At 60.6% G+C, this 13,395-nt stretch carries 15 protein-coding genes; 11 read left to right on the forward strand and 4 right to left on the reverse strand.

Going from position 1 to position 13,395, the window contains the following annotated elements; genetic code table 11:
* Positions 1-99 precede the first annotated feature (99 nt).
* Entirely contained in the window at positions 100-459 is a 360-nt protein-coding gene (locus GR198_RS24615; protein ID WP_018483612.1) for a hypothetical protein, read from the reverse strand.
* A 346-nt stretch (positions 460-805) separates the two neighbouring features.
* Between GR198_RS24615 and ribH the strand changes: the two genes are divergently transcribed.
* The 3 genes from ribH to GR198_RS24630 all read left to right on the forward strand — a co-directional run bounded on the left by ribH (position 806) and on the right by GR198_RS24630 (position 4,084).
* Positions 806-1,261, forward strand: coding sequence for a 6,7-dimethyl-8-ribityllumazine synthase (gene ribH, locus GR198_RS24620; protein WP_029872902.1), 456 nt, complete (start codon positions 806-808; stop codon positions 1,259-1,261).
* A 3-nt stretch (positions 1,262-1,264) separates the two neighbouring features.
* Positions 1,265-1,747, forward strand: coding sequence for a transcription antitermination factor NusB (nusB, locus tag GR198_RS24625; protein WP_025394041.1), 483 nt, complete (start codon positions 1,265-1,267; stop codon positions 1,745-1,747).
* A gap of 198 nt (positions 1,748-1,945) precedes the next feature.
* Positions 1,946-4,084, forward strand: coding sequence for a sodium-translocating pyrophosphatase (locus tag GR198_RS24630; RefSeq protein WP_029872901.1), 2,139 nt, complete (start codon positions 1,946-1,948; stop codon positions 4,082-4,084).
* Between the two features lie 97 nt (positions 4,085-4,181).
* On the opposite strand, the gene GR198_RS24635 is transcribed toward GR198_RS24630, so the two are convergent.
* Positions 4,182-4,715, reverse strand: a complete 534-nt coding sequence (locus GR198_RS24635; RefSeq protein ID WP_020049423.1) for an outer membrane protein assembly factor BamE — start codon at positions 4,713-4,715, stop codon at positions 4,182-4,184.
* Between the two features lie 138 nt (positions 4,716-4,853).
* Here GR198_RS24635 and GR198_RS24640 point away from each other — a divergent pair, with 138 nt between their 5' ends.
* The 6 genes from GR198_RS24640 to GR198_RS24665 all read left to right on the forward strand — a co-directional run bounded on the left by GR198_RS24640 (position 4,854) and on the right by GR198_RS24665 (position 9,332).
* Entirely contained in the window at positions 4,854-5,495 is a 642-nt protein-coding gene (locus tag GR198_RS24640; protein WP_029872900.1) for a ubiquinol-cytochrome C chaperone family protein, read from the forward strand.
* A gap of 11 nt (positions 5,496-5,506) precedes the next feature.
* Positions 5,507-6,061, forward strand: coding sequence for a YceD family protein (locus GR198_RS24645; protein ID WP_029872899.1), 555 nt, complete (start codon positions 5,507-5,509; stop codon positions 6,059-6,061).
* A gap of 98 nt (positions 6,062-6,159) precedes the next feature.
* Entirely contained in the window at positions 6,160-7,206 is a 1,047-nt protein-coding gene (plsX, locus tag GR198_RS24650) for a phosphate acyltransferase PlsX (protein ID WP_011651316.1), read from the forward strand.
* 20 nt (positions 7,207-7,226) lie between these two features.
* Complete coding sequence (locus GR198_RS24655) at positions 7,227-8,198, forward strand: beta-ketoacyl-ACP synthase III (RefSeq protein WP_029872898.1); 972 nt, start codon at positions 7,227-7,229, stop codon at positions 8,196-8,198.
* 104 nt (positions 8,199-8,302) lie between these two features.
* Entirely contained in the window at positions 8,303-8,641 is a 339-nt protein-coding gene (locus GR198_RS24660) for an integration host factor subunit alpha (RefSeq protein ID WP_003547228.1), read from the forward strand.
* A 151-nt stretch (positions 8,642-8,792) separates the two neighbouring features.
* A complete protein-coding gene (locus GR198_RS24665) occupies positions 8,793-9,332 on the forward strand; it encodes a MerR family transcriptional regulator (protein ID WP_020049428.1) in 540 nt (179 codons plus the stop codon).
* A 9-nt stretch (positions 9,333-9,341) separates the two neighbouring features.
* Here the strand turns inward: GR198_RS24665 and GR198_RS24670 are convergent, their stop codons facing one another.
* Complete coding sequence (locus GR198_RS24670) at positions 9,342-9,689, reverse strand: response regulator (protein ID WP_011651319.1); 348 nt, start codon at positions 9,687-9,689, stop codon at positions 9,342-9,344.
* Positions 9,690-10,067: 378 nt separating this feature from the next.
* On the opposite strand from GR198_RS24670, the gene GR198_RS24675 reads away from it, so the two are divergent.
* The gene (locus GR198_RS24675) at positions 10,068-11,714 is read left to right on the forward strand and encodes an ATP-binding protein (protein WP_029872897.1); all 1,647 of its coding nucleotides are present in this window, start codon (positions 10,068-10,070) and stop codon (positions 11,712-11,714) included.
* Positions 11,715-11,754: 40 nt separating this feature from the next.
* Here GR198_RS24675 and GR198_RS24680 read toward each other — a convergent pair whose 3' ends face one another.
* On the reverse strand, positions 11,755-12,069 hold the full coding sequence (locus GR198_RS24680) for a DUF1236 domain-containing protein (RefSeq protein ID WP_029872896.1): 315 nt from the start codon (positions 12,067-12,069) through the stop codon (positions 11,755-11,757).
* A 325-nt stretch (positions 12,070-12,394) separates the two neighbouring features.
* Here GR198_RS24680 and bcsN point away from each other — a divergent pair, with 325 nt between their 5' ends.
* On the forward strand, positions 12,395-13,375 hold the full coding sequence (gene bcsN, locus GR198_RS24685) for a cellulose biosynthesis protein BcsN (RefSeq protein WP_029872895.1): 981 nt from the start codon (positions 12,395-12,397) through the stop codon (positions 13,373-13,375).
* Positions 13,376-13,395 lie beyond the last annotated feature (20 nt).

Below are 13,395 nucleotides of genomic sequence, written 5' to 3' on the forward strand. Positions count from 1 at the left end.
GTGAGCGCCGCGCGTTCAATACGCTAAGACGCTCTATCGCTTCCAATCCCACGCATAGCCTAAAAATCGATCCGATTTTCGGGGTATGTGCTGGAGCCGTCAACGAACGTAGAAGGTCAGGCTCCCATCGGCCGCCTGCTCGGCATTGACGACATTGCGAATATTGACACCCTCATTGTTGAGCCGGTGGGCAAGCGACTTGTTGGCGTCGATCGAGGCCTGGATGCCGCGGATAGCCTGGCCGGAGCGTTGCGGTGCGGAGTGTGGACCGCTCGTCTCGTCGTCGAAGTTGCGCCAGTTGTACACCTCCTGGACATTGAAGTCATTGCCCTGGTAGCTCCTGAGCGTCTGCTCGATGCCTTGAGGGGTGTTCATCCCAAGGCTTTCGGCCCGGCTGACGCCGGCAAAGGCGAGGGAAGAGAGGGCGGCAGCGATAGTGATGGTGAGAACGCGGTGCATGATTGTATCCTTTCATCTGCTTAGACGGTCGGCTGTCGTTGCAGGGGATCGTCTGCGTCACGACATGGAATTGGCGCTCTCCCTTCCGCGATTCAATGGGTTAAGCCACTGAAAATCCATTAAGAATTGTTCATGAAAACCGCCTTCGAATTGCCGCTTTCCAGGCGTCCGGGAAAGCTGATTTCAGAGGCTTGCCCAGCTGTGCATACAGGGCGCAGCTATCCCCTTGCAGATATTTCCTCTTTCCCATTGCGGCATCGGGCGAAATTGCTTGCCATTCGGACGAAGGCATGTTTTGACCGCGGGCTGCCGCGTGGGTAAATGTCCCGCCAACCGAAGGTGAACCATGTCGAGAGAGACCGCTCCCCATATTTTGATCGTTGAGGCCCGCTTCTACGACGACATGGCCGACGCCCTGCTCGAAGGCGCGACCTTCGCATTGACGCAGGCCGGCGCCACCTTCGAGGTCGTCACCGTTCCCGGCGCACTGGAAATTCCGGCGGCGATTGCCATGTCGCTCGATGGAGACGACAATGGCGGAACGCATTATGACGGCTATGTCGCCCTCGGTATGGTCATTCGCGGCGAGACCTATCACTTCGATATCGTGTCGAACGAATCCTCGCGTGCCTTGATGGATCTTGCGGTCAGCGAGTCCCTTGCCATCGGCAATGGTATCCTGACCGTCGAAAACGACGAACAGGCCTGGGCGCGCGTGCGCCGCTCGGAAAAGGACAAGGGCGGATTTGCCGCTCGTGCAGCTCTGACCATGATCGAGCTGAAGCAGAAACTGGGTGCATAACGAATGAACGACGACAAGACGGAACGGCCGGTCAAGACTGCGAACCAGCGGGGCGCTGCCCGTCTTGCTGCCGTTCAGGCACTGTATCAGATGGATGTCGGCGGCACGGGCGTTCTGGAAATCGTGGCTGAATACGAGGCACACCGTCTTGGTCAGGAAATCGACGGCGCGACTTATCTGAAAGCCGATGCCGCCTGGTTCCGTTCCATCGTCTCCGGCGTCGTGCGCGATCAGGTTCGCCTCGATCCGCTGATTGCCGCAGCCCTGCAGGATGATTGGGCCTTGTCGCGCCTCGACAGCACCGTGCGCGCCATCCTGCGCGCCGGCGTCTTCGAGATCACCGACCGCAAGGACGTTCCGGTGGCGGTCATCGTCACCGAATATGTCGAGATCGCCCAGGCGTTCTTCGATGAGGACGAGCCGAAGCTCGTCAACGCCGTGCTCGACCGCATCGCAAAGCAGGTCCGCGGCGAGGCGAAGAAATAAGTCTTTAGCCGCCAAACAATCCCCCTACGTCTTTCTTCGTACCGCAATGGTTTTCGCCCGTTGCGGTCTTGACGCCACGTGATCGACCAAGCAATCTCCGCACCGCTTAGCTGTGGCATTTCTGTGGAGAGGAAGGCGATTCGGCGGCGTATCTGCCGGAGAAGGAGTGATCTCCGGCCTATGGGAGGAAAGAGCGAAATGACGATTCTTTTATGCGTAATCGCATGCGGTCTGCTCTCGGTGGTTTATGCCGCCTGGGCAACCCGGTCGGTGCTTGCCGCCGATCAGGGCAACAGCCGCATGCAGGAGATCGCGGGCTATATCCGCGAAGGTGCGCAAGCCTATCTGACGCGCCAGTACAGAACCATTGCCATTGTCGGCGTTGTTGTTTTCATTTTAGCCTGGCTGCTTCTTTCCGGCGAGGCCGCGATCGGCTTCCTGATTGGCGCCGTGCTTTCCGGTGCTGCTGGTTTCATCGGCATGCACGTCTCCGTCCGCGCCAATGTGCGCACCGCTCAGGCAGCTTCCGTGAGCCTTTCCGCCGGCCTCGACATCGCCTTCAAGTCGGGTGCGATCACCGGCATGCTGGTGGCTGGCCTGGCGCTGCTCGGCGTCTCCATCTATTATACGGTCTTGACCATCGGGCTCGGCCATGAGAGCGGCTCGCGCGAAGTCATCGATGCGCTGGTGGCGCTCGGCTTCGGCGCGTCGCTGATCTCGATCTTCGCCCGTCTCGGCGGCGGCATCTTCACCAAGGGCGCCGATGTCGGCGGCGATCTGGTCGGCAAGGTGGAAGCCGGCATTCCAGAAGACGATCCGCGCAACCCGGCAACGATTGCCGATAACGTCGGCGACAATGTCGGCGACTGCGCCGGCATGGCCGCCGACCTTTTCGAGACCTACGCGGTCTCGGTCGTCGCCACCATGGTTCTCGCCGCGATCTTCTTTGCCGGCGCGCCGATCCTCCAGTCTGCGATGGTCTATCCGCTGGCGATCTGCGGCGCCTGCATCATCACCTCGATCATCGGCACTTTCTTCGTCAAGCTCGGCTCGAACGGCTCGATCATGGGCGCTCTCTACAAGGGCCTCATCGTCACCGGCCTGCTGTCGATCGTCGGACTTGGTGCTGCCACCTCGCTCACCATCGGCTGGGGATCGATCGGCTCCGTCGGAGGCGCCGACATATCAGGCGCGAACCTCTTCTTCTGCGGCATTATCGGCCTCGTTGTCACCGCGTTGATCGTGGTGATCACTGAATATTATACCGGCACGGGCAAGCGCCCGGTCGTTTCGATCGCCCAGGCCTCGGTCACCGGTCACGGCACCAATGTCATCCAGGGCCTGGCCGTCTCGTTGGAATCGACGGCACTGCCGGCGATCGTCATCGTTGGCGGCATTCTCGCCACCTACCAGCTCGGCGGCCTGTTCGGCACCGGCATTGCCGTCACGGCCATGCTCGGCATCGCTGGAATGATCGTCGCGCTCGACGCGTTCGGACCGGTGACGGACAATGCCGGCGGTATCGCTGAAATGGCACACCTGCCGCCGGAGGTGCGCAAATCCACGGATGCGCTCGATGCCGTCGGCAATACGACCAAGGCCGTCACCAAGGGCTATGCCATCGGCTCCGCCGGTCTGGGCGCCCTCGTTCTCTTCGCAGCCTACTCCTACGACCTCAAATATTTTGCGGCGAATGGCGACAAGTTCCCTTATTTCGCCGGCATCGGTGAAATTTCCTTCGATCTTTCCAACCCTTACGTGGTGGCGGGATTGATCTTCGGAGGTCTCATTCCCTACCTCTTCGGTGGCATCGCGATGACCGCCGTCGGCCGTGCGGCCAGCGCGATCGTCGAGGAAGTGCGCCGTCAGTTCAAGGAAAAGCCCGGCATCATGCAGGGCACGGAAAAGCCGGATTACGGCAGGGCGGTCGACATTCTGACCAAGGCCGCCATCCGTGAGATGATCGTGCCGTCGCTGCTGCCGGTGCTGGCGCCGATCGTTGTCTATTTCGGCGTGCTTCTCATCTCCGGCTCCAAGGCATCCGCCTTTGCCGCCCTCGGCGCATCGCTGCTCGGCGTCATTATCAACGGCCTCTTCGTCGCCATCTCGATGACATCAGGCGGCGGCGCCTGGGACAATGCCAAGAAGAGCTTCGAAGACGGTTTCGTCGACAAGGACGGCGTGCGTCACATGAAGGGTTCGGATGCGCACAAGGCATCCGTCACCGGCGATACCGTCGGCGATCCCTACAAGGATACCGCCGGCCCCGCCGTCAACCCGGCGATCAAGATCACCAACATCGTCGCGCTGCTGCTGCTCGCCGTTCTCGCCGGATAAACAGCGCCGCCGGCTTGGCACACTTCAAGCTGACGCAGCGACCATTAAAAAACCCGCCGGAGCGATCCGGCGGGTTTTGCGTATCAGGCGTGTCCGATCAGCGCAGGCTGCTTGGGTTCTGCGGCGTGCCGCCGGCGCCACCGCCGAACAGGCTGCGGGCGGCACTCGCGGCGCTGCCGCCTGAAAGCATCTGTTGCAGGAAGGTGAGTTCCTTGCCGCCGGTCGGCGTGACGCGTCCGATCGTGTCGAACACCTTGCCGTCCTGCAGCGCATAGTTGGCGCGGCGGCTGACGACGCCGTCCTTGTCGAAATAGATCGCCAGAACGCTCTGATCGACGACCTTCAGTTTCTGGAAGGCGACCGCACGCGTGCGCCGCTGCGAGATGTAATAGAAGACTTCGCCGTCGAAGGTCGCCGTCGTCGACGGGGTGCCGAGCGAAAGCAGCACCTGCTCGCGGCTGGAGCCTTCCGGAACGAGGTTCAGCGACTGCTGGTCGGCGACGTAGCCGCCGTTGAGAACGGTGCTGGTCTGGCAACCGGAGAGAGCGGTAGTGGAGGCAATTATGAGGGCAATGGCCGCACTGCTGAAGAATTTCATGTCAGACTTGAAATACCGTTTCTTCAACGACATCTACTCCCTGTGAGTGTCGATAGCAGCCATTCTGGGCCTTGCACGCTTTACCTCCTGCAAAACCATTGTGGCCATTCCGGGTCGAATTTCCCGAATTCGCTTCGCTGACGCATCGAAGGCGTCGTCCCGAAACTGGCCATGATCGGCATTGCAATTCGCGCCTGCTTCGGTAAACCAGCTTTCGAAATCATGCAACAAGGCCATACGCCAGCCGGCATGAAGAATGAGGCATTTCCGGAAAAAACAATGATCCTCGGGTTCTTCCGCAAGAAAAACAACAATCAGGCGATCGTCGACAGGCAATATGCGGCCTTGGCGGCGGCCGCGCGCATGCCGGAACTCTATGAGCGGCTCAATGTGCCGGATACGGTCATGGGCCGTTTCGAGATGCTGTCGATCGCCATGATTCTGTTTTTTCGCCGCACCCGTGCTTCCGCCACCAGCGGCCAGGAAATCGCCCAGGAGATCGTCGACGCTTTCTTCCAGGATATCGACTATTCGATCCGCGAACTCGGCATCGGCGACAACAGTGTGCCGAAGCGCATGAAAAAGCTCGCCGGCATGTTTTACGGACGGCTCGAAGCCTATTCGAAGGCGATGGACGCAGGCGATGCCGAAGCCCTCGCTCTTGCCCTTCAGCGCAATATCTACCCCGAAACCGCGGCGCCGGCCGATATGTCCGGCCTTGCCGGATGGATGATGGCCGCAGAATCGCATCTGTCCGCGGTTGCCGAAGAGGTAATCGCCACCGGTTCGGCAACGCTCCCGCCGGTCAGCTGAAGGAGGAAACGATGCAGAATGATCGGGACGATGTTCCCTTCTCCTATCACGTCAAGGTCGGCCACATCTCGGCCAACCCCGTCGAGGTCCATGTCGAGGCCGACGCCAGCGAACTGAAGGCTTTGGCCAAGACCTGGAACGTCGTCTCCGTCGACGATCTCAGCGCCGATCTGCAGATTGCCCGCTGGAAGCGCGACGGCGTGCGCATCAAGGGCCGCGTGCAGGCGAAGATCGTCCAGTCCTGCGTCGTGACGCTGGAACCGGTCGAATCCGCCATCGACGAGAGCTTCGAGCAGATCTTCGTGCCGGAAGGCTCCAAGCTTGCCCGTCAGGCCGGCAACGACGCCGGCGAGATGCTGCTCGATCCCGACGGTCCTGATCTGCCCGAGAACTTTGTCGGCGACACGATCGACGCCGGCGAGGTGGTTGCCGAATTCGCCGCTCTGGCGATCGATCCCTATCCGCGCAAGCATGGTATCGAATTCTCAGGCCATGTCGAAGACAGCGGCGAGGGCGATAAAAAGCCCTCCGCTTTCGCAGCCCTCAAGGACTGGAAAAAGGACTGAAGCCCCTCTGGCATTTGACACAATTCAGTTGTAAGCGACGCCAAAACCGGTATTTTGGCCGAAATTTCGCCCTCGGCGAAAAGAAGGATCAGGGACGCGTGATCAGAATATCTCTCGACCTCATGGGTGGCGACTTTGGTCCCCAGGTTGTCATCCCCGGCGCCGCCAAGGCGTTGGATCGGCATCCGGATATTTCCTTCGTTCTCTATGGTCTCAAGGAACAGTGCGATCCGGTTCTCGCCAAGTTTCCGAAGCTCAGGGAAAAATCGATCTTTCACGACTGCGAGCTTGCCGTCGCCATGGATGAGAAGCCGAGCCAGGCACTGCGCCGTGGCCGCTACATCTCCACCATGTGGCGCTCGATCGCGGCGGTGAAGACGGGTGACGCCGATGTCGCGGTCTCGGCCGGCAATACCGGCGCGCTGATGGCGATGGCGAAGTTCTGTCTGCGCACCATGGCCAATATCGAGCGTCCGGCGATCGCCGCGATCTGGCCGACGCTGAAGGGTGAGAGCATCGTGCTCGATGTCGGGGCGACGATCGGCGCCGATGCGCAGCAGCTGATGGATTTTGCCCTGATGGGCGGCGCCATGGCGCGCGCGCTTTTCGAGGTCGAACGTCCGACGGTCGGCCTTCTCAACGTCGGCGTCGAGGAGATGAAGGGCCAGGAGGAGGTCAAGGAGGCCGGCCGGCTGTTGCGTGAGGCGAACATCGATTCGCTCGAATATTCCGGCTTCGTCGAGGGCAACGACCTTGGCAAGGGCACGGTCGACGTCGTCGTCACCGAAGGATTTTCCGGCAATATCGCGCTCAAGACCGCCGAAGGCACCGCCAAGCAGATCGGCGAATATCTGCGTGCCGCCATGTCGCGCACGCTGCTCGCCCGTATCGGCTACCTCTTCGCCAAAAGCGCCTTCGACATGCTTCGCGAAAAGCTCGATCCGAGCAAGGTCAATGGCGGCGTGTTTCTCGGCCTGAACGGCATCGTCATCAAGAGCCATGGCGGGGCGAATGCCGAAGGCATCGCAGCCGCCATCGAGGTCGGCTACGACATGGCCAAGAACGGCCTCAATCAGAAAATAGAAAACGATCTTAAGAAATATCATGCCAAGCGGCTGCCCCCGATGGGCCCGGAAGCGGCATGAGCGATGGGGTTCAATCAAAGATGATCCGTTCAGTGGTTCGCGGGTTCGGAGCCGCACTTCCGAAGCGCGTGATGACCAATCGTGACATGGAGGCCATCGTCGATACATCAGACGAATGGATCGTCCAGCGCACCGGTATCCGCCAGCGTTATGTCGCCGGCGATGACGAAACAACGGCGTCGCTCGGCGAGGCGGCTGCGCGCGCAGCGCTTGCCAATGGCGGCCTGACGCCTGCCGATATCGATCTTGTCATCTGTGCCACCTCGACGCCGGACAACACGTTTCCGGCGACGTCGGTCAACATCCAGAACCGGCTCGGCATGAGCCACGGCTTCGCCTTCGACGTCCAGGCGGTCTGCACCGGTTTCGTCTATGCGGTGACGACTGCGGATGCCTATATCCGCGGCGGGCTTGCCAAGCGCGTTCTCGTCATCGGCGCCGAAACTTTTTCGCGCATTCTCGACTGGAACGACCGCACCACCTGCGTTCTTTTCGGCGACGGCGCCGGCGCGATCATACTCGAAGCGACCGAAGGCGAGGGCACCACTGCCGATCGCGGCGTGCTGACCGCACATCTGCGTTCCGACGGCTCGCACAAGGAAAAGCTTTATGTTGACGGCGGACCGTCGACGACGGGCACTGTCGGCAAGCTGCGCATGGAAGGCCGCGAGGTCTTCAAATATGCCGTCGGCATGATCACCGATGTCATTCAGGCGGCATTCGATTCGACCGGCACCACCGCCGATGACCTCGACTGGTTGGTGCCGCACCAGGCCAATCGCCGCATCATCGACGGTTCGGCGAAGAAGCTGAACATCGATGCCGCGAAGGTCGTCATCACCGTCGACCTGCACGGCAACACGTCGGCCGCCTCGATCCCGTTGGCACTTGCGACCGCTGCCGGCGACGGCCGCATCAAGAAGGGCGACCTGGTGATGCTCGAAGCGATGGGCGGCGGCTTTACCTGGGGTGCGGTTCTGCTGCGCTGGTAGGCACGAATCCTAAAAAACTGGCGGCGAACAAGAGCTTGACCGTAAGGCGCAAGACAAATACTCTTCGTGCGATTTCACAAAATATTTGTATGGGCGGGGAAACCATGACCGGAAAAACAGTGACGCGAGCAGACCTGGCGGAATCCGTTTTCCGAAAGGTTGGGCTTTCCCGGACCGAATCTGCCGAACTTGTGGAAACCGTCATCGACGAGATCTGCAACGCCATCGTGCGTGGTGAAACCGTCAAGCTTTCCTCCTTCGCCACTTTCCAGGTGCGCGACAAGAACGAGCGGATCGGCCGCAACCCGAAGACCGGCGAGGAGGTTCCGATTTCCCCCCGCCGGGTCATGACCTTCAAGGCGTCGAACGTGTTGAAGACACGCATCCTCAAGTCGCATGTCGCTCGCAAGATCAAGCTGAAGCCGCTAAATCCGGCTCCCTGATAATCGGCTTCCCGTTTCGGAAACGGCTTTTTTTCTCCCTCGCACTCTCCATCCTTGTGTGCAACGTCAAGACATGACTTGAATTGTCGGCGCCAAACCGTTGAAATATGATGAGTCGCCGTAGGATCGAGCCGCGAGGTCGCGTAGCAGTATGACGTTGGACAAGAGCCCCGATGCCTTTCGCACCATCAGCGAAGTCGCAGACGATCTTGATCTGCCGCAGCACGTGCTGCGCTTCTGGGAGACGCGTTTTCCCCAGATAAAGCCAATGAAGCGCGGCGGCGGCCGTCGCTACTATCGGCCGGAAGATGTGGATCTCCTCAAGGGCATCCGGCATTTGCTCTATGATCACGGCTATACGATCAAGGGTGTGCAGAAGCTTCTGAAGACCAACGGCAACAAGTTCGTCATATCCGTCGGTCATGGCGATCTCGCCAGCGTCGAGGCGCTTGCGTCGGGCGTCCAGGACATGGGTGCCGGGGAACCGCGCGTCGGCATGGCCGACGAAGACCAGATCGTCGGCCGCGCCAAGCCGCCGATCACCCGCCGGTTCTTCAATTTTGTCGCCGGAGACGACGAGCAGGAAGTCTCGATCGGCAAATCGAGCGTTGGCAAGGAAGACAGGGCTCTGCTGCAGGAGGCGCTCTACGATCTCCTGGAATGCAAGCGCCTGCTCGATCAGGTGCGCTGAACAGGAACGTCAGGCTTCGGTAAGCCGCTTCATCGCCTGTTCGAGTTCGCTGAGCTGGAAGGGTTTTTGCAGCACGGGCAGCGTGCTTGGGCTGCTGCCATCAGGTGCGGTACCGTATCCCGTCGCATAGAGATAGGGTTTGCCGCGTTCGTCGAGCAGCTTTGCGACCGGCAGCGAACTCTGCCCGGCAAGCGAGACATCGAGAATTGCAGCGTCGAACTCCGTATCCCTGGCGGCTGTCAGCGCCCGTTCCAGGTCGGGCGCGCTGGCGCAGACCCGGTAGCCCAGATCGGCTAGCATGTCCTCGAGCAGCATGGCAATCAGCGCGTCGTCTTCGACGATGAATATATCTTTCATGATCCGGTTCACCCATTGCCCCCTTGCTAAAGCATGTCGCGCAAAAGTGTGCCGCGGTTTTGCGATAACGACATGCGTAAAAACAAAGACCTAAAGCGCAAGGAGCGAATCTGAAAGATTGCGACACGCTTTAGGCATGGAGGCTTATGTGGACTGCTTGCACGGCTCGTCAAGACGTCGTGGCCGGCAGTGCGAGAAACAGCATATTGCCGGTTGAAATTCGATGTGCAAAAGCTGGAATGCCGTCTCCGCAACGGCTCCTGCATAATTCCTTAAATCGGAATCGATTTATGGACAAAATTATGCAGCAATTCAAAGTGTTGCAGCGTCTTTTGCCGCTCTCGAAAAGATGCGCGGCGCTGTAAGAAGGGGTGTCGAATGGATTTGCTGAGTGCCACGGATTGGCTGCGTCACAGGCCGGGTTATACATATCCGCTGGCCATTGCCTTCGTTGGTCTGACGTTTCTTCTAAGGTTTGCCGCCAGCGACACTCTCTCCGGATTTCCCTTCCTGAGCTTCCTTCCGGCGATATTGCTCGCGAGTTTCATAGGCGGCGCCGGGCCGGGCTTTGTCGCGACCTTGGTTGCCGGTTTCATTGTCCAGCAGTTTTTCGTCGAGCCGCACAATGTTTTCTGGCCGGCCACCGCCGGCCAATGGGTCGGCCTTTCCACCTATCTCATCAATGCCGTGATCATCGTCGGCCTGATGGAGATGATCATCATCGCCCACGGCAGGCAGAGCCGCCTTCGCAACGAGCTCAACAGCTTCAACACGCGCCTCGAACAGACAGTGGTCCAGCGCACTGCCGAGCTCAGGCACGAGATGGAAGAGAATGCCGCCGCTCAGGCGCAGGTCCGCCAGTTGCAAAAGATGGAGACGATCGGCCAGCTGACCGGCGGCGTCGCCCACGATTTCAACAACATGCTGGCAATCATCATCGGCAATCTCGATCTCGCCCAGCGGCGCCTGACCGGCAGCGAGGATCCCCGCCTGCTATACTCCATCCAGAACGCCAGAGATGGTGCGCAGAGGGCGGCGGTGCTGACCGCGCGTCTTCTCGCCTTCTCGCGCCAGCAGCCGCTCGCCCCGGAGGTGATCGACCTCAACAAGCTGGTCGGCGGCATGTCGGAGCTGCTGCGGCGCACGCTCGGCGAGCACATCCGGATCGAGACCGTGCTTGCCGGCGGTCTCTGGCCGAGCTTTGCCGATTTGAGCCAGCTCGAGAATGCCATCCTGAACCTTGCCGTCAACGCTCGCGATGCCATGCCGGGCGGTGGAAATCTGACGATCGAGACCGCCAATACCGAACTCGACGAGCGATATTCGCGCATGCATTCGGAGGTCGAGGCAGGCCAATATGTGATGATCAGCATCACCGACACCGGCACCGGCATGTCGCCGGAGGTGATCGACCGCGCCTTCGACCCGTTCTACACGACCAAGGGACCCGGCAAAGGCACAGGTCTCGGCCTCAGCCAGGTCTATGGCTACATCAAGCAGAGCGGCGGCCACATCAAGATCTATTCAGAGATCGACAGGGGTACGACGTTGAAGATCTATCTCCCCCGTCATGTCGGCACGGCGGATGCCCGGTTGAACGTCGCCGGCGCCCAGCCGCTTCCTCAGGGCAGCGTCAAAGATACGATCCTGGTGGTGGAGGACGATGAGAACGTCCGCACCATGACCGCCGAAAGCCTGCATGAACTCGGTTACACAGTGTTGCAGGCGGCTAGCGGCATGGAGGCACTTATGCTTCTGGAGCAGAACGCGGCAGTCGACCTGATCTTCACAGATATCGTCATGCCGCAGATGAGCGGACGCCAGCTTGCCGATATCGTCCAGGAAAAATGGCCGGCGATCCGGATACTCTACACGACGGGCTACACCCGCAACGCCATCGTCCATAATGGTGTGCTCGATCACGGCGTTTCCCTGCTTGCCAAGCCCTTCAGCCTGGAGCAGCTCGCTCATAAGATCCGCGAACTTCTGAATGTCGCGGTGAGGGTGGGAGACGAGCGGACGTGAAGCCGGAATACGGCCCCACGTCCGCAATTCTCTGTCCGCGTTATTCCAGGACCTGGATTATGCGATGCGTCTTCGGCTCGACGATCACGCGCCGCTCGTTGACGACGGTATAGCCGTAGCCGTCGATATCAGGCACGGTATGCACTTCGACGGTATCGGGCAGCGTCGCGCCGACCGCGATATCGCCTTCATAGACGACGGAAGGTGTGTTTTGCTCCATCACATAGGTGCGCACCTCGCCGGGTAATACGACGGAGCCGGTCGGTGCGGGATCGGTGACGATGACGGTGCTCTGCGCGAAGGCGGCGGAGCTGATGGTCAGCATGGCGGCCGCAGCCAGCATGGTCTTGCGCATGGGATTTCTCCTTTTCCTACCTGAGACATCAAGGCAACGCGAGCCATGCGGCATAGTTCCCCGCGGGCTTTTCGCGACAGCGGTAACAGACGCAATGAGAGCATTTAGTTGTTACTAAATTAATTTTTGCATCATACGGTTGAGCTGTCTGAACAGCGTTTCGAAAAGAGTGCAGATGGTGATGTTAGAGCTCGCTTGTTTACTTTTCGCTAACCATGTTGGACGTTTATTCTGAACGGACGACCAACCGGTCGTTGATTCGACGATCCGTCGCGTTTCGGCTTGCGAATGGATCTCTAGAAAGACGATTGCGGCGGCTCGAGACATGCGCTTGCGAAAGACGATATTGCTGGTGGCCATGGCGGGCATGATGGCCGGCTGCACATCGACGGGCAATGTGCGCCAGCCTTCAGCGCCGGAAACCGTGGCGCCTGAAAAGGCGCTGGTGCTGCCGCCGCCGGGCGGCCCGTCGATCGTCAGCGTCGTCGAGCGCAAGCGCGGCAACGGCGTCGAGCAGACGATCTCGCTGTTTACCTCATCCTCCGTGCCCGGTCAGAATTCCCTGAAGGTCCAGTTCTTCGGCGCTTCGGGGGCCAATCCCGGCGCCGGCAATGCCGGCTTCAGCAAGATCACTGAGAGCGGCATTGCCCGCGAGGTGGCCCGTTCGGCCCCCGGCGTGCCGATGGCGACGTCGGCGACCTTCCTGCAGAACGCCTATGGTCCCTTCGGTTATGCCTCCGGCCGCAGCCGTGGCGGCGACACCTGCGTCTATGCCTGGCAGCAGATCCGCTCGAGCACCAACGCCAATACCCAGGCGCGTAATTTCGGCATGATTCAGCTGCGCCTGCGCCTTTGCGATGCGAGAGCGAGCGAGCGCCAGCTGCTTGGCATCGTCTATGGCTACACCGTCACCGGCACCTTCGACGGCGAGATCTGGAACCCTTACGGCAATCCGCCGCCCGCCGATGCTGCACTCGGGCGCACCGGCGTGCCGATCTATCCCGACGAGGGCGGTTACCGCGCCAGCCCGATGCCGATCGGCTACGAGCCGGCGCCTGCCATTGTCAGCCGGCCGCGGGCCGCTGCCGTTCGCAGCGCCTCGGCCGCGCAACCGGCTCAAGGTGTGGCAGCGGTGCCGGCACCCATCGGCCCGCGCGTGCCGCTGCCGGGCGAGCCGCCACAGACGAACGCAAGGCCGGCTGCGGCCGCTGCGCCAATCGAACAATCGGTAAGGGCGATCGGCGTTACCGTGCCTTCGCCGGACTGCATAGGCGATGCGGCCATGACGGCCGCCTGCCGGAGATAGAGCATGATGCCGAAAAGTGT

Origin of the sequence: Rhizobium leguminosarum (assembly GCF_010668065.1) — a bacterium.
Lineage (GTDB): Bacteria > Pseudomonadota > Alphaproteobacteria > Rhizobiales > Rhizobiaceae > Rhizobium > Rhizobium leguminosarum_S.

What these genes read in the sequence shown, in the direction of transcription:
- nusB (WP_025394041.1), top strand. Translation starts at nt 1,265, where the DNA reads ATGAACGACGACAAGACGGAACGGCCGGTCAAGACTGCGAACCAGCGG.
- GR198_RS24615 (WP_018483612.1), bottom strand. Translation starts at nt 459, where the DNA reads ATGCACCGCGTTCTCACCATCACTATCGCTGCCGCCCTCTCTTCCCTC.
- GR198_RS24680 (WP_029872896.1), bottom strand. Translation starts at nt 12,069, where the DNA reads ATGCGCAAGACCATGCTGGCTGCGGCCGCCATGCTGACCATCAGCTCC.
- GR198_RS24675 (WP_029872897.1), top strand. Translation starts at nt 10,068, where the DNA reads ATGGATTTGCTGAGTGCCACGGATTGGCTGCGTCACAGGCCGGGTTAT.
- GR198_RS24645 (WP_029872899.1), top strand. Translation starts at nt 5,507, where the DNA reads ATGCAGAATGATCGGGACGATGTTCCCTTCTCCTATCACGTCAAGGTC.
- GR198_RS24655 (WP_029872898.1), top strand. Translation starts at nt 7,227, where the DNA reads ATGATCCGTTCAGTGGTTCGCGGGTTCGGAGCCGCACTTCCGAAGCGC.
- GR198_RS24640 (WP_029872900.1), top strand. Translation starts at nt 4,854, where the DNA reads ATGATCGGCATTGCAATTCGCGCCTGCTTCGGTAAACCAGCTTTCGAA.
- GR198_RS24660 (WP_003547228.1), top strand. Translation starts at nt 8,303, where the DNA reads ATGACCGGAAAAACAGTGACGCGAGCAGACCTGGCGGAATCCGTTTTC.
- GR198_RS24670 (WP_011651319.1), bottom strand. Translation starts at nt 9,689, where the DNA reads ATGAAAGATATATTCATCGTCGAAGACGACGCGCTGATTGCCATGCTG.
- GR198_RS24630 (WP_029872901.1), top strand. Translation starts at nt 1,946, where the DNA reads ATGACGATTCTTTTATGCGTAATCGCATGCGGTCTGCTCTCGGTGGTT.
- bcsN (WP_029872895.1), top strand. Translation starts at nt 12,395, where the DNA reads ATGCGCTTGCGAAAGACGATATTGCTGGTGGCCATGGCGGGCATGATG.
- GR198_RS24665 (WP_020049428.1), top strand. Translation starts at nt 8,793, where the DNA reads ATGACGTTGGACAAGAGCCCCGATGCCTTTCGCACCATCAGCGAAGTC.
- GR198_RS24635 (WP_020049423.1), bottom strand. Translation starts at nt 4,715, where the DNA reads ATGTCGTTGAAGAAACGGTATTTCAAGTCTGACATGAAATTCTTCAGC.
- ribH (WP_029872902.1), top strand. Translation starts at nt 806, where the DNA reads ATGTCGAGAGAGACCGCTCCCCATATTTTGATCGTTGAGGCCCGCTTC.